Raw genomic sequence first — 14,951 nt, forward strand, 5'->3', positions numbered from 1 at the left:
GCGCCGCGGAGAACTGAGACGATGGTGCCATGACGACCACCACCGCACCCAGCCGCACCAGTGCCGAAATGTTCTTCGACCCCGCCTGCCCCTGGGCGTGGATGACCTCCCGCTGGCTCGAGCAGGTCGAGCAGGTCCGCGACGTGGACGTCACCTGGTCGGTGATGAGCCTCTCGGTGCTCAACGAGGGACGCGACCTGGACCCGGACTACACCGCCATGCTCGAGCGGACCTGGCTGCCGGTGCGCACGATCGTCGCCGCCACCCGGGACCTGGAGGACAAGGAGGCCAACGCCCTACGCAAGCGGATGTACGACGCCTACGGCGAGCGCATCCACCTGCAGGGGCGGGGCACCGACGACCTGGAGCAGGTCACCGTCGAGGTGCTCGCCGAGCTGGACCTGGACCCGGCCCTGGCGCAGGTCGGCGGCACCGACGCGGTCGACGAGGACCTGCGGGCCAGCCACCAGCGGGCGATGGACCTCGTCGGCGACGACGTCGGCACCCCGGTCGTGGCGGTGCAGGGCGTGGCCTTCTTCGGCCCGGTCGTCACCCCGGCCCCCAAGGGCGAGGACGCCGGCCGGCTGTGGGACGGCAGCCTGCTCGTCGCCGGCACCCCGGGGTTCTACGAGCTCAAGCGCACCCGGACCAAGGGCCCCGACTTCGGCTGAGCCCACGGCATACCCCCTCCCCACCCGACCCCACCGACCCCAGGAGCTCCCGTGCGAGTCCACATCGGCGGCGACCACGCCGCCTACGAGATGCAGCGAGACCTCGTCGCCTGGCTGACCGAGCAGGGCCACGAGGTCGTCGACCACGGCCCGGCCGGCTACGACGAGCTCGACGACTACCCCGTCTACGTCCTGCGCGCCGCCGAGGCGGTGGCCGCCGACCCCGGCTCCCTCGGCGTGGTGCTCGGCGGCTCCGGCAACGGCGAGCAGATGGCGGCCAACAAGGTCACGGGGATCCGTGCGGCGCTGGCCTGGTCGCCGGAGCTGGCCACGTTGTCGCGGCAGCACAACGACGCCCGCGTCGTCTCCCTCGCGCCCGCATGCACTCCCTGGAGGAGGGGCGGGCCATCGTCAGGGCCTTCCTGACGACCGGGTTCTCCGGCGAGGAGCGCCACCAGCGGCGGATCGACATGATGACCGCCTACGAGGCCGACGGGACGCTGCCCCCGCTGCCCTGACCGGCGCACCCGGGAGTGCCCGGCGCAGCGCGAGGCCCCCGCACCAGTTCGGTGCGGGGGCCTCGTCGTCCGTCGTCAGGCCTTGTCGGCGTCGGAGCCGGCGTCCCCGCCGAAGTCGTCCTGCTTGCCGTCCATGCCGTCCAGGTGGTCGCGCACGGCGTCGCCACCCTGGTCGATCTGCTCGCCGTACTTGCCGCCGGTGCGCTCGTCGGCGAACTCGGTGCCGCGGTCGATCCCCTGGTCGATCCTGTCCGAGTGCTGGTCGACCGCGTCGGCCACCTTGTCGTCGTGCTTGCCGAAGGCGTCCTTGGCCTTGTCCATGAAACCCATGGTGCTGTCCTTCCTGCTCGGGAGCGGCCGCCGTGGGGCGACCGGTGCACCTCCCACCCCAGCACACCCCTGGGGGTGGTGTCGACCGGAGCGGCGCCCCTGGGCCGGCGACGGGCCTCAGCCGCGCAGCTCCCAGACGACCTCGACCACGGCGACGACCGCGAGGTCCTCGGCCGCGACCACCGGCCCCGCGGCCAGCGCGGTGCGGGCCGCGGCGACCGGCAGGGGGGAGGGCCCGGTGGCGCCGGGCTCGATGATCGCCCGGACGGCGCCGAGGTGGCGGCCGGCGAGGGCGGCGTACTGCTCCGCCCGCACGGCGGCGTCGGCGAAGGCCTGTTCGCGCGCCCGACGGTGCAGGTCGGAGGGGTCGGCCACCTCGTGCCGCAGCCCGTCCACCCCCAGCGCGTCACCCACGACGTCCACCAGCCGTTGGACCAGTTCCCCGGCCGAGGTGGGGTCGCCGGTGCGCACGTGGAGCGACTGGGAGGCGGTGTGCCCGCGCTGGTGGCCCTGCTCGTGCCGGGGGTGGACTCCCAGCCCGGAGGTCCGCACCGGCAGCCCGGGGACGGCGTCGTGGCAGGCGTGCGAGGCGCGGGTCAGCGCGGTGAGCGCCTCGCCGACCGACGACCCGTTCGCCTGCAGCCGCAGGTCCAGCACCAGGCGTCCGGGCGGCCGGTCGCCCTCCCCGTGCCGGTGACCCGCACGGTGCCGTCGTCCTCGGAGGCGTCCATGCCCTCAATCTACGCGCGAGCGGGTGACGGGAATCGAACCCGCGTAGCCAGTTTGGAAGACTGGGGCTCTACCATTGAGCTACACCCGCGTGGCCCCCGGCCGCACGTGCACGGGCCGGGTGGGCCGAGCAGATAGTCTAGCCCTCTGTCCTCCGTGCTCGGTGCACCGGGACCACGGGGTATGGCGCAGCTTGGTAGCGCGTCCGCTTTGGGAGCGGAAGGCCGCCGGTTCGAATCCGGCTACCCCGACCACCTAGCATGAGGTGAACCGTTCCGTGGTGCCCTGGGCACCGCATACCCCCCAACCCTCTGGAGCACCAGCAGTGAAGAGCGCTGTCGAGAACCTGTCCCCGACCCGGGTGAAGCTGACCGTCGAGGTCTCCGCCGCGGACCTCAAGCCCCACCTGGACGCGGCCTACGCCGGCATCGGGGCCCAGGTCCAGGTCCCTGGCTTCCGCAAGGGCAAGGTGCCCCAGCGGATCATCGACCAGCGCTTCGGTCGGGGGACCGTCGTGCAGGAGGCGGTGAACGAGGCGCTGCCCGAGCTCTACGGCCAGGCGATGGCCGAGCACGACCTGACCCCGCTGGGCCAGCCGGAGGTCAACTTCACCGAGCTGCCGCTCCAGGACGGCCAGGAACTGAAGTTCGAGGCCGAGGTCGACGTGGTCCCCGCGTTCGAGCTGCCCGACTTCTCCGGCATCGAGGTGCAGGTCGACCCGGCCACGGTCGCCGACGACGACGTGCAGACCCGGCTGGACGCCCTGCGCGCCCGGTTCGGCACGCTCAAGCCGATCAAGCGCAAGGCCAAGACCGGCGACCACCTGACCATCGACCTGTCGGCGACGATCGAGGGCGAGGAGGTCGACTCGGTCACGGGCGTCTCCTACGAGATCGGCTCCGGCACCATGCTCGAGGGCCTGGACAAGGCGCTGCGCGGGACCAAGACGGGGGACACCGTCGAGTTCACCTCCCCGCTGGCCGGCGGCGACCGCGCCGGCGAGGTGGCCGACGTGACCGTCACCGTCACCGCCGCCAAGGAGCGCGAGCTGCCCGAGCTGGACGACGAGTTCGCCCAGCTGGCCAGCCCCCACGACACGATGGAGGAGCTGCAGGCCGACCTGCGCGCCCAGGCCGAGCAGGCCGCCCGCTTCGAGCAGGGCGTCGCCGCCCGGGACAAGGTCCTGGACCAGATGCTGGCCATGGTGGACATCCCCGTCCCCGAGTCGCTCGTCGAGGCCGAGGTGCACCGTCACCTCGAGGGCGAGAACCGGCTCGAGGACGACACCCACCGCGCCGAGGTCACCGAGTCCACGACCAAGGCGATGCGCACCCAGTTCCTGCTCGACAAGATGGTCGAGCGCGACGAGGTCGACGTCGACCAGGGCGAGCTCATGGAGTACATCATGATGACCGCCCAGCAGTACGGCATGAACCCCCAGCAGTTCGCCCAGCAGATCGACCAGCAGGGCCAGGTGCCGGCGATGGTGGCCGAGGTCGGCCGCCGCAAGGCGCTCGCCTCGGTCCTGGAGGCCGCCAAGGTCACCGACACCGACGGCAACGTCGTCGACCTGGACGCCATCGAGGGCTCCGACGAGGAGGGTGACGAGGACGACGACCCCGAGGACGGCGACCTCGACGTGCTCGACGACGTCGAGGAGCTCGAGGACGTCGAGGAGCAGGCCGAGGAGGTCGACGCCCCGGCGGAGGACGACGAGGCGGCCAAGGCCTGACCGGCCCCACCTGCGTGCGAAGGGCCCCCGACCGGACCGGTCGGGGGCCCTTCCCGCGTCCGCCGGGTCCCCGGCCCCTCGGCCGGGTCGGTCAGCGGCCGACCGGTGCCGCCTCCGCCACGGCGACGGCGGGGCGCTCGCTGCGGCGCTCGTGCCAGGACAGGGCGACCACGGTGGTCAGCACCAGGGCCATGCCCAGCCACTGCGACGCCTCGGGCCGGGTGCCGAACACGAGAACGCCCACCAGTGCCGCCGTGAGGGGGAAGGCCAGCTCGGCCAGCGTGGCCCGGGAGGCAGGGGTGCGGCCCAGCGCCTTGTAGTACAGGACCATGGCCGCCAGGCCGGGCACGAGCGCGAGCAGCAGCAGGTCGGGCAGCGCGTCCCGCCCGAGGGCCAGGGGCGTCCCGGTGGCCCCGGCGACCGCGAGCAGGGTGGCCAGCCCGACGGCGAAGCGCAGCGCCGTGAGGTCGAGGAAGCGCAGCTCCCGGCTGGCGGCCCGCCCCAGGACGGTCCCGGCGGCCCACAGGCACGCGGCCCCGGTCGCCAGCAGCGCCGCCCGGGCCGAGTCGGCCCGCACGGCCAGGGGGTCGGGGAAGGAGAGCAGCCAGGCGCCCAGCAGGGCCGGGACGAGGAAGAGCAGGTAGCCGCCGCGGAGCCGCTCGCCGAGCAGCAGGGCCGCCAGGCCGACGGCCACGAGGGGCTGCAGCTTCTGCAGCACCTGCGGGGTGATGGGGTCGCCCACGGCGAAGGCGGCGGTGAACAGCACCGTGGCCAGCGCCGAGCTGCCCGCGCCCACCACGAGGACGGACACCCGGGTGCGCACGCTCGCCGCCAGCAGCCGGCGCACCGCGGGGACCAGCCAGGGCAGGAGCAGCAGGGTGAGGACGAGGTGCTCCCACAGGACCACCGTCAGCGCCGGGTACTCACGGGCCAGGGGGCCTCGCCAGAGGGCCGAGAGCCCCCACAGGGAGGCGGCGAGGGCGACCAGCCAGGTGCGGTCGCCAGGAGTCTGCGGGGCGGTCACGGGGGCTACCCTCCCACGGCTGCGGGGGCCTTGTGCGCTCAGGGCGAACACGGCGGACCCGCGGGAGTGCCCGGGGCGGGGCGGGCGTAGGGTCACTGAGAAGACGACGGCCGCCCGACGGCATACCCCGACGAAGCGAGGGACCACATGACCCAGGAGACCAGCATGGCCGAGCGCCCGGCTCCCGGCCTGGACGACCAGATCTACAACCGGCTCCTCAAGGAGCGGATCATCTTCCTCGGCTCGGACGTGCGCGACGACAACGCGAACGCGATCTGCGCCCAGCTCCTGCTGCTGTCCGCGGAGGACCCCGAGAGCGACATCTGGCTCTACATCAACTCCCCGGGCGGATCGGTCACGGCCGGCATGGCGATCTACGACACGATGAAGTGGATCCCCAACGACGTGGCCACCGTCGCGATGGGCCTGGCCGCCTCCATGGGCCAGTTCCTGCTGTCGGCCGGCACGAAGGGCAAGCGCTACGCGACGCCGCACGCCCGCGTCATGATGCACCAGCCCTCGGGCGGCATCGGCGGCACGGCCTCCGACATCAAGATCCAGGCCGAGCAGATGCTGCACATCAAGAAGCAGATGGCCGAGCTGATCGCCGAGCACACCGGGCAGGACGTGGAGCAGATCGAGAAGGACTCCGACCGCGACCGCTGGTTCACGGCGGCCGAGGCCAAGGAGTACGGCTTCGTGGACCACGTCTACGAGCGCTCCGAGGACGCCCCGGGCGAGCAGCCCACGTCGTGACCGGCGCCAGAGACGAGAAGAGAGAGCTGACATGACCCAGCACCACCACCCCTACGCCGGTCGTGCCTGGATGGGCGACGCGCCCGCGCGGCCCGTCGGCGGCTCGGCGCCGCCCGCCCCCGGCAGCCGCTACATCCTGCCGCAGTTCGAGGAGCGCACCTCCTACGGCACCAAGCGGCAGGACCCGTACACCAAGCTGTTCGAGGACCGCATCATCTTCCTCGGCGTGCAGGTCGACGACGCGTCGGCCGACGACATCATCGCCCAGCTGATCGTGCTGGAGTCCCAGGACCCCGACCGGGACATCCTCATGTACATCAACAGCCCCGGTGGTTCGTTCACCGCGCTGACGGCGATCTACGACACCATGCAGTACATCAAGCCGGACGTGCAGACGTTCGTCGTCGGGCAGGCCGCCTCCGCCGCGGCCGTACTGCTCGCGGCCGGTGCGCCGGGGAAGCGCTTCGCGCTGCCCAACGCCCGGGTGCTCATCCACCAGCCGGCCCTGGCCGGCGGGGACTACGGCCAGGCCTCGGACATCGAGATCCAGGCCAACGAGGTGCTGCGGATGCGCACCTGGCTGGAGGAGACCTGGGCCAAGCACTCCGGCAAGACGGTCGAGCAGGTGCAGAAGGACATCGAGCGGGACAAGATCCTCACCGCCGCCGAGGCCAAGGAGTACGGCCTCGTCGACGAGGTGCTGTCCTCGCGCAAGGCGTCGCTGGGGGACTGACCCTCCGGCCGGCCCCGGAGCCCGTCGCCCCCGCCGGGGCGGCGGGCTCCGTCGCGTGCGGGCCGTTGCGCTGACAGCGGACGGGGCGCAACACGCGTATGCCGTGAGCAGAATGAGGCTGTGCCCGGAGGGTCCGGCAAGGTAGCGTCGGGGCCATGGCACGCATGGGTGAGAGCAGCGACCTGCTGAAGTGCTCCTTCTGCGGGAAGAGCCAGAAGCAGGTCAAGAAGCTGATCGCGGGCCCGGGCGTGTACATCTGCGACGAGTGCATCGACCTGTGCAACGAGATCATCGAGGAGGAGCTGGCCGAGTCCAGCGAGCTCGGCCTGGGCCAGCTGCCCAAGCCGCGCGAGATCTTCGACTTCCTCCAGGAGTACGTCGTCGGGCAGGACCCCGCCAAGCGGGCCCTGGCCGTGGCGGTCTACAACCACTACAAGCGGATCCAGGCCGGCGAGGCGCCCGCGGCGACGACGCGTGGAGATCGCCAAGTCCAACATCCTGCTCATCGGCCCTACCGGGTGCGGCAAGACCTACCTGGCCCAGACCCTGGCCAAGATGCTCAACGTCCCGTTCGCCATCGCCGACGCGACGGCGCTCACCGAGGCCGGCTACGTCGGCGAGGACGTCGAGAACATCCTCCTCAAGCTCATCCAGGCCGCGGACTTCGACGTCAAGAAGGCCGAGACGGGCATCATCTACATCGACGAGATCGACAAGATCGCCCGCAAGAGCGAGAACCCCTCGATCACCCGGGACGTCTCCGGGGAGGGCGTGCAGCAGGCGCTGCTGAAGATCCTCGAGGGCACCGTCGCCTCGGTGCCGCCGCAGGGCGGGCGCAAGCACCCGCACCAGGAGTTCATCCAGATCGACACCGCCAACGTGCTGTTCATCGTCGGCGGGGCGTTCGCCGGGATGGAGAAGCTCATCGAGGCCCGCACCGGCAAGCAGGGCCTGGGCTTCGGCGCCGAGCTGAGGTCGGCCAAGGACGTCGGCGAGCAGTTCGGCGACGTGCTGCCCGAGGACCTCATGAAGTTCGGGCTCATCCCCGAGTTCATCGGCCGGCTCCCGGTCATCACCACGGTCTCCCCGCTCGACCGGGACGCACTGGTCAACATCCTCACCGAGCCGCGCAACGCCCTGGTCAAGCAGTACCAGAAGATGTTCGAGATCGACGGTGTCGAGCTGGAGTTCAGCGACGACGCCCTCGATGCGATCGCCGACCAGGCGCTGCTGCGCGGCACCGGGGCCCGCGGGCTGCGCGCCATCCTCGAGGAGGTGCTGCTGCCGGTGATGTTCGACGTCCCCTCCGACGAGGAGATCGCCAAGGTCGTCATCACCAGCGAGGTCGTGCGCGAGAACGTCAACCCCACGATCGTGCGCCGCGAGGTCACCCGCAAGCGGCAGCAGCGCAAGGAGAGCGCCTGACCGGTCAGTCCCTCGCGGTGCGCCGCAGGTAGACGACCAGGCCGCCCACCACGGTGGCCAGCCCCACGATCCCCGGCACCACCCCGAGCCCCTCGGGGGCGGGACCGTGGACGACCAGGCCGGCCGCGGCCCACACCACGGCGGTGACGAGGGCGACCACACCCGTGCGCACGGCATACACCCGCAGGACCGAGGACGGCAGCGGGGCCTGGCCGGGCACGGACGCGGCCAGCGCGGCCGCCGCGTGGACGAGCAGCAGCCCCCACGCGGCGGGCAGCAGCGCCCAGTGCCAGGGGCCGGGGACCCCGGCCCACCAGGACGCGACCCCGAAGACGGCGAGGACGACCGGCATGAGCGTGGTCGGCTGGTAGACCACCAGGGCCCCCAGCACGAGGATGCCGGCCCACGCGACCGGTCCGCCGCCGCCGGCGAGCGCGAGGGAGAGGGCGAACAGGCCGGCGCCGAGCAGCGCGACCAGGCGCACCCGCAGGTGGGTCGGGTGCGCGGACCGCAGGTCGGCCCAGGAGGCGAGCAGCTCGGCCACCTCAGACCCCCACCCGGCGGCCGCGGTGGGCCAGCTCGCGCAGCACGACGTCCAGGCTGCCGGGTCCCAGCCACGGCACGACCGCCACGCCCTGGGCCCGGATCGCCCGGATCTCCCGGTCGCGCTCGAGCATGCGGATGCGCCAGGCGGTCCGGGCCAGCGGGTCCCGGTCCAGGGCGGCGACGACGCCGCCCTGCTGCGGGTCCACGAGCGCGTCGACGACCACGACCGACAGGCCGCGGGCGGCCAGGGTGGCCGCCTGCGTCAGCGCGTCGGGGGAGACGAGCGCGGAGACCATGACGACCAGCGTGCCCTCGCCGACCCCGAGGTGGACCCGGCGTGGGTCGGTCTCCTCGGCGACGGCGGGCACGACCCGGCTGAGGGTGTCGAGGATGCGCACGCCGTGGCGCCGGCCGGTGCCGGTCGGCACGGTGAGGGGGGTGCGGGCCGACAGCACCCGCAGGCTGACGCGGTCGCCCTGCTGGAGGAAGTGCTCGCAGACCGCGGCCGCGGCCCGGACCGAGCGGTCCAGCGAGCTGGCCGGACCGTCCGTGCCGCCGGAGGTCCCCAGGTCGTAGTGGGCGTCGACGAGGACCGCGACGTGCGTGTCCTGGTCGGCATAGCTGGCCGTCACGTGCAGCTCGCCGGTCCGGGTGGAGCGCGGCCAGTGGATGCGACGCAGCCGGTCACCGACCTGGAAGGGCCGCAGGGAGGCGAACTCGCTGCCCTCCCCGGGCCGGGAGGAGCGGTGCGCCCCGACCAGGCCGCGCGGGTGCGGGGCGGGCGCCGCGCTGTCGAAGGCGGCCGGCTGGGGGAGCACCGGCAGGGTCAGCGGGTCCAGCGGCACCGGGCCCCACCGGTAGGAGCCCCAGGCGCCGACCGCCCCGACCTGGACCGGCCCGATGCGGCGTCGTCCCCACCGCGTGGGCCGCAGGCCCAGGACGAGCCGGCGACGGCCCTCGACCGTCGGTCCGGCCGCGTCGAGGACGGTCCCGACGCCCGCCCCCTCGGGGGCGTGCGGGTCGTCCCGCGGGCGCCCGTGCCGGGCGGCCCCCGGCCCCACGCCCCGGAGGAAGGGGGCCGGCGCCGACGCCGCGGCCAGCACCTCCGCGCCGGGCACCGGCTCCACCTCGGCCACGGCCAGCACCTGCTCGCCCTCGCGCACCTGGCCGTGCGAGAGGGCCAGGGCGCGGCCCGGCAGGCGCTCGGGGCGGGTCGCCAGGCTCCAGGCCAGCACGACGGCGAAGGGGGTGGCCAGCACGACGAGGTCCGGCCGGCGCCACAGCAGGGCCACCGGGGCGGTGAGGACCACGACGGCCAGGCAGCGCAGCAGGGCGTGCGTGGGCGCCCAGCGGTCGCGGCGGGAGGAGGACACGGTGGTCACTCCGCGGCGACGGTGGAGGCTCCGGTGCGCGAGCCCGGCACGGGGACCTGGCCCAGGGCGGCGTCGACGACGGCGGCGCCACCGGTGTCGGACATCCACAGCTCGGGCTTGATCGAGATGCGGTGGTCGAGGACCGCGTGGGCGACCGCCTTGACGTCCTCGGGGGTGACGTAGTCGCGGCCCGCCACGACGGCATACGCCCGCGCGGTGAGCATGAGGGCCAACGACCCCCGCGGGGAGGCCCCGACGAGCACCGCCCGGTGCCGTCGGGTCGCCGCGGCCAGCTCGACGCAGTAGCGCGACACGTCGTCCTCGACCGGGACCGTCTCGACGGCGGACTGCATCGCCGCCAGCCCGTCGGCGTCGGTCACCGCCGCCAGGTGCTGGTCCTCGGTCTGCCGGGCGATCCGCCGCCGCAGCACGTCCCACTCCTCCTGCGGGCTGGGGTAGCCGAAGGAGACCCGCATGAGGAAGCGGTCCAGCTGGGCCTCGGGGAGGGGGTAGGTGCCCTCGTACTCGACCGGGTTGGCCGTGGCCAGCACGTGGAAGGGCTGGGGCAGCGCGAAGGTCTGCCCCTCGACGGTGACCTGGTGCTCCTGCATCGCCTCCAGCAGCGCCGACTGCGTCTTCGGCGGCGTGCGGTTGATCTCGTCGGCCAGCAGCAGCCCGGTGAACAGCGGGCCGGGGCGGAAGGCGAACTCGGCGGCCCGCTGGTCGTAGACGAACGAGCCGGTCAGGTCCGACGGCAGCAGGTCGGGCGTGAACTGGGCCCGGGTGAAGTCCAGGCCGAGGGTCTGGGCGAACGAGCGCGCGGCCAGCGTCTTGCCCAGGCCGGGGTAGTCCTCCAGCAGGACGTGCCCGCGGGCGAGCACGGCGGTGAGGACGAGCGTCAGCGCCTCGCGCTTGCCGACGACGGCCTGCCCGACCCGGTCGAGGACCTGCTGGGCCCGACGCGACACGCTGGCCAGGTCCGGCGTGCTGGCGCCGGGCGGCGGCGTGCTCGGGGCGGCGGCGGACGGTGGGGGCTGGTCGGTCACAGCTTCTCGATCCCTTCGACGGCGGTCTGCAGCGTCCCCCGCTTCGCCGGCGCGTCCCGGACGGGGGGGTGGTCAGGTAGGCCCACAGCTCGGGCCCGGTCAGGGCCCTGGCCTCCTCGGGATGGGTGGTCAGGTCCACGCCGTGGTGGGCGCGGAGCCGCTCGGCGGCGAGGTCGACCAGGACGGCGTGGACGGTGTCGGGGCGGTCGTCCCGCTCCAGGGCGTCCCGGAGGTCGCGGCGCAGCCGCACCAGCCGGTAGTCCAGCGCGGCCGGGGCGATCGCCTCCTCGCGGGGGGTGGAGGCCCACCAGGCCGGTTCGACACCGTGGCCGGTGCGTCGGAGCGCGGCCAGGAGCAGCCCCAGGGCCGCCCCGGCGAGCAGCACGACGGCCACGACCTCGGGCAGGGTATGGGGCAGCGCACCGACGAGGTACAGGAGCGTCCCGAGGGCGAGGACGGCGACGACGGAGGACAGGAGCGTCCGCCGGAGGCGGTGGCCGCCGCTCACCGGTCCGCACCCGCCGCGTCGGCGTCGGCGGCCGCGGAGGCGGCCTCCTGCTCGGCCAGCGCCCGCCGGCGAAGGTCGGCGTGGATGCGCTCCAGGGCGTCGACGGCGGCCCGGCGCTGCTCCTCGGTGACGGGGTGGCGCGAGAAGCGGGCCTCCCGGTAGGCCTCGGACAGGTCGATGATCGCCGCGGGGTCCACCTGCCAGCGGCCGAGCACCCGGGTGGTGAGCTCGGCGGCGGTCTCGGAGGGGTCGGTGGACAGGCCCGAGCGGTCGACCGCGTCCTCCAGGGCGACCCAGCAGGCGACGATCGCGTTGCGCGGGTCGCCCTCGGTCAGCGCCCGGTAGCGGACCTCCTCGCCGCTGGCGTCCAGCAGGGCCAGCAGCTCCTCGTCGGGCTCCTCGACGGGGTCACGCTCGCGCCGGTCCCGTCGCAGCAGGGCTCGCAGGACCAGGAGCACCCCGGCCACGACGACGGCGGCGTAGAACAGCAGCACCAGGTCGATCACCCGCTCGGCTCCCTCCGGTGCCCCTTCCGCATCGGTGATCTCGTCCCCGGGCTGCTCGACGGAGACCAGGTCCGGCAGCTCAGGCAGCCTGATCGGGGGCGGGCCCCAGGTGCCCTGGGGCTGGGCGACGAACGAGGACCCCTGTCCCGACCCCCACAGCAGGAGGACCAGGCCGGCCACGGTCAGTAGGACCGCGACGACGGTCGACCGGCTGCCCCTGCGCATCCGGTCAGCCTAGTCGGCGTCCTCCGTCACGAGCGCGACGTCGTGCACCGCCAGCTCCTCGGCCTCGGCCAGCTGCAGCTCGCCGGTGACCTTGCCGGCGGCCCGCAGGTCGCCGGTCGCGGCGCGCAGCCGCTCCAGGTCGGCCCCCGGGCCGGTCAGCGTGGCGGCCGAGATCTCCGTGCGCATCTTGACCTTGGCCTCAGACTTCGCGCGTCGCAGCCCGCTGAGCGCCTGGCCCACGACCGTGAGCAGGCCGGAGTCGCCGTCCGCGGCCCCGCGGAGCTCCTCGACCGTCGGCCAGGGCTGGACGTGGACCGAGGAGCCCTCCTCGTGCCACCACGACCAGACCTCCTCGGTCGCGAAGCACAGCACCGGCGCCAGCAGCCGCAGCTGGACCGACAGGGCCAGCCGCAGGGCGGCCCGTGCCGACAGGGTGGCGGGGGCGGGGCCACCCTCGTCCGCCGACCCGTAGGCCCGCTCCTTGACCAGCTCGAGGTAGTCGTCGCAGAAGGTCCAGAAGAAGCTCTCGGTGACGTCCAGGGCGGTGGAGTAGTCCCAGTTCTCGTAGGACGTGGTGGCCCGGCGGACGACGTCGGCCAGGGCGGCCAGCATCGAGCGGTCGAGCGGCTCGGTGACGAGCGAGGCGGCGTCGGCGGGGGCGCCGTCCGGCCCCTCGGGCAGCTCGCCGAAGGACAGGGCGAACTTGCTCGCGTTGAGCAGCTTGATCGCCAGCCGGCGGCCGACCTTGACCTGGCCTGGGTCGTCGATGGTGTCCACGCCGGGGCGGGCGGCCGCGGCCCAGTAGCGCACCGCGTCGGTGCCGTGCTGCTCGAGCATGCCCAGCGGGGTCGTCGCGTTGCCCTTGGACTTGGACATCTTCTTGCGGTCCGGGTCGAGGATCCAGCCGTTGATGGAGGCGTCGGTCCACGGCAGCGAGCCGTGCTCGTGGTGGGCCCGCACGACGGAGGCGAACAGCCAGGTGCGGATGATGTCGTGCCCCTGGGGCCGCATGTCGAAGGGGAAGACCTTGGCGAACAGCTCGCTGTCGTTGCCCAGCTCGCCGTCGGGCGCGCCCGCCACCGGCCAGCCCGAGGCGATCTGCGGGCTGAGCGAGGAGGTGGCCCAGGTGTCCATGACGTCGGGGTCGCCGGTGAAGCCGCCCGGCTGGTCGCGCTGGTCCTCGGTGTAGCCGTCCGGCACGTCGGTGGCCGGGTCGACCGGCAGCCGGGACTCGTCGGGGACCAGGACGGTGTCGTGGTCCACCTCCCCGTCCGCGTCGACGGCGTACCAGACCGGGATCTGGACTCCGAAGAAGCGCTGGCGGCTGATCAGCCAGTCCCCGTTCAGGCCGCCGACCCAGTTGCGGTAGCGGCTGCGCATGAAGTCGGGGTGGAAGCGCAGCTCCTCGCCGCGGGCCAGGAGCTCCTCGCGCAAGTCCTCGTCCTTGCCGCCGTTGCGGATGAACCACTGCCGGGAGGTGACGATCTCCAGCGGCTTGTCGCCCTTCTCGAAGAAGTTGGCCTTGCGCTGGGTCTTCTGCGGCTCCCCGTCCAGGTCCCCGCTCTCGCGCAGCGCCGCGACGACCGCCTCCCGCGCGGCGTGCGTGGTCCGCCCGGCCAGCGCGTCGGCATACAACGCCTCGCCCGGGCCGCCGGCGACCCAGTCGGGGGTCTCGGCCTGCAGACGGCCGGACCGGGTGATCACCGAGCGGGTCGGCAGCGAGAGCTCACGCCACCACATCACGTCGGTCATGTCGCCGAAGGTGCAGCACATGGCGATGCCGGCGCCCTTGTCGCTCTCGGCGGCCTCGTGCGCGAGCACCGGGACCTCCACGCCGAACAGCGGCGAGCTCACCGTGGTGCCGAAGAGGTGCTGGTAGCGCTCGTCGTCCGGGTGGGCGACCAGCGCCACGACCGAGGGGATCAGCTCGGGGCGGGTCGTCTCGATGTGCACCGGACCGTCGGTGCCCTGCCCGACCGGGTGGAAGGCCACCCGGTGGTAGGCGCCCGGGTAGTCGCGGGCCTCCAGCTCGGCCTGGGCGACCGCCGTCTGGAAGGTGACGTCCCACAGGCCGGGAGCCTCGGAGGAGTAGGCCTCGCCGCGGGCCAGGTTGCGCAGGAAGGCCTGCTGGGCCACCGCCCGGGACCGGTCGTCGATCGTGCGGTACTGCACGGTCCAGTCCAGGGACAGGCCGAGCCGGCGGAAGGTGTCCTCGAACGCCTGCTCGTCGATGACGGTGAGCTCCTCGCAGAGCTCGATGAAGTTGGCGCGGCTGATCGGCACCTGGTTGGCGGCCTTGCTGCTCCTGGCGTCCCCGCCCCGCTGCGGCGGGGTGAACCCGGGGTCGTGGGGCAGGGTGGCGTCGCCGCGCACGCCGTAGTAGTTCTGCACGCGGCGCTCGGTGGGCAGGCCGTTGTCGTCCCAGCCGATCGGGTAGAAGACGTGCTTGCCGGTCATCCGGTGGTAGCGCGCCAGGCAGTCGGCCTGGGTGTAGCCGAAGACGTGCCCGATGTGCAGGCTGCCCGAGGCGGTCGGGGGAGGGGTGTCGATCGCGAAGATCTGGCCGCGGTCGGCCGCCAGGGCGGCCTCGCGGTCGAAGGTGTTCGCCCCGCGCTCACGCCATACCTGGACCCACCGGTCCTCCAGCCCGTCGACGGACGGACGCTCCGGCAGCTCGGCCGGGCGCGGCAGGGCGGTGCGCTCAGGTGGTGTGCTCATGGCGGACATTGTCCCAGACCCGCAGCGGTGCTCCGAGGTGCGCGGGCACCAGAGGTGGTCAACGACGGGGGCCGGTCCGCAGGTTCCGTGACCCAGGTCACGTTTTGGTCA

The 14,951-nt window shown here is 73.4% G+C and carries 11 protein-coding genes, 2 tRNA genes and 3 pseudogenes; 7 read left to right on the top strand and 9 right to left on the bottom strand.

Annotated elements, in window-relative coordinates:
* The first annotated feature begins 29 nt into the window (after nt 1-29).
* Complete coding sequence (locus BJF81_RS13110) at nt 30-671, top strand: mycothiol-dependent nitroreductase Rv2466c family protein (RefSeq protein ID WP_075958718.1); 642 nt, start codon at nt 30-32, stop codon at nt 669-671.
* A gap of 51 nt (nt 672-722) precedes the next feature.
* Nucleotides 723-1,189, top strand: a pseudogene (locus BJF81_RS13115) (ribose-5-phosphate isomerase).
* A 75-nt stretch (nt 1,190-1,264) separates the two neighbouring features.
* On the opposite strand, the gene BJF81_RS13120 reads toward BJF81_RS13115, so the two are convergent.
* From BJF81_RS13120 to BJF81_RS13130, 3 genes and pseudogenes are all read right to left on the bottom strand, one after another.
* Entirely contained in the window at nt 1,265-1,519 is a 255-nt protein-coding gene (locus BJF81_RS13120; RefSeq protein ID WP_075958719.1) for an antitoxin, read from the bottom strand.
* 117 nt (nt 1,520-1,636) lie between these two features.
* Nucleotides 1,637-2,194 (bottom strand): annotated as a pseudogene (locus tag BJF81_RS13125) (SIMPL domain-containing protein); the annotation flags it as partial.
* A gap of 74 nt (nt 2,195-2,268) precedes the next feature.
* Nucleotides 2,269-2,339 (bottom strand) — tRNA-Gly (locus BJF81_RS13130).
* A gap of 86 nt (nt 2,340-2,425) precedes the next feature.
* Here BJF81_RS13130 and BJF81_RS13135 point away from each other — a divergent pair.
* Nucleotides 2,426-2,502, top strand: a tRNA-Pro gene (locus BJF81_RS13135).
* A gap of 71 nt (nt 2,503-2,573) precedes the next feature.
* Entirely contained in the window at nt 2,574-3,980 is a 1,407-nt protein-coding gene (gene tig / locus BJF81_RS13140; RefSeq protein WP_075958721.1) for a trigger factor, read from the top strand.
* A 91-nt stretch (nt 3,981-4,071) separates the two neighbouring features.
* Here the strand turns inward: tig and BJF81_RS13145 are convergent, their stop codons facing one another.
* Entirely contained in the window at nt 4,072-5,004 is a 933-nt protein-coding gene (locus BJF81_RS13145) for a DMT family transporter (RefSeq protein ID WP_075958722.1), read from the bottom strand.
* Between the two features lie 147 nt (nt 5,005-5,151).
* Between BJF81_RS13145 and BJF81_RS13150 the strand changes: the two genes are divergently transcribed.
* The 3 genes and pseudogenes from BJF81_RS13150 (at nt 5,152) to clpX (ending at nt 7,918) form a co-directional block, all read left to right on the top strand.
* Entirely contained in the window at nt 5,152-5,760 is a 609-nt protein-coding gene (locus tag BJF81_RS13150; RefSeq protein ID WP_075958723.1) for an ATP-dependent Clp protease proteolytic subunit, read from the top strand.
* A 70-nt stretch (nt 5,761-5,830) separates the two neighbouring features.
* A complete protein-coding gene (locus BJF81_RS13155) occupies nt 5,831-6,493 on the top strand; it encodes an ATP-dependent Clp protease proteolytic subunit (RefSeq protein ID WP_075958832.1) in 663 nt (220 codons plus the stop codon).
* Between the two features lie 155 nt (nt 6,494-6,648).
* Nucleotides 6,649-7,918: pseudogene (gene clpX / locus BJF81_RS13160) on the top strand (ATP-dependent Clp protease ATP-binding subunit ClpX).
* Between the two features lie 4 nt (nt 7,919-7,922).
* Here clpX and BJF81_RS13165 read toward each other — a convergent pair.
* The 5 genes from BJF81_RS13165 to valS all read right to left on the bottom strand — a co-directional run bounded on the left by BJF81_RS13165 (nt 7,923) and on the right by valS (nt 14,849).
* Complete coding sequence (locus BJF81_RS13165) at nt 7,923-8,462, bottom strand: hypothetical protein (RefSeq protein WP_075958724.1); 540 nt, start codon at nt 8,460-8,462, stop codon at nt 7,923-7,925.
* A gap of 1 nt (nt 8,463) precedes the next feature.
* On the bottom strand, nt 8,464-9,846 hold the full coding sequence (locus tag BJF81_RS13170; RefSeq protein ID WP_075958725.1) for a DUF58 domain-containing protein: 1,383 nt from the start codon (nt 9,844-9,846) through the stop codon (nt 8,464-8,466).
* The gene (locus BJF81_RS13175) at nt 9,843-10,814 is read right to left on the bottom strand and encodes an AAA family ATPase (protein WP_075958833.1); all 972 of its coding nucleotides are present in this window, start codon (nt 10,812-10,814) and stop codon (nt 9,843-9,845) included. The genes BJF81_RS13170 and BJF81_RS13175 overlap by 4 nt, the downstream gene beginning before the upstream one ends.
* 573 nt (nt 10,815-11,387) lie before the next feature.
* Nucleotides 11,388-12,122, bottom strand: a complete 735-nt coding sequence (locus BJF81_RS13180) for a DUF4129 domain-containing protein (RefSeq protein WP_075958726.1) — start codon at nt 12,120-12,122, stop codon at nt 11,388-11,390.
* A gap of 9 nt (nt 12,123-12,131) precedes the next feature.
* Nucleotides 12,132-14,849 carry a valine--tRNA ligase gene (gene valS / locus BJF81_RS13185; RefSeq protein WP_075958727.1) on the bottom strand — a complete coding sequence of 906 codons (2,718 nt, stop codon included), beginning with the start codon at nt 14,847-14,849 and terminating at the stop codon, nt 12,132-12,134.
* Nucleotides 14,850-14,951: the final 102 nt, after the last annotated feature.

It is taken from the genome of Ornithinimicrobium sp. CNJ-824 (genome assembly GCF_001942405.1).
GTDB classification, from domain to species: Bacteria; Actinomycetota; Actinomycetes; order Actinomycetales; family Dermatophilaceae; genus Ornithinicoccus; species Ornithinicoccus kibberensis.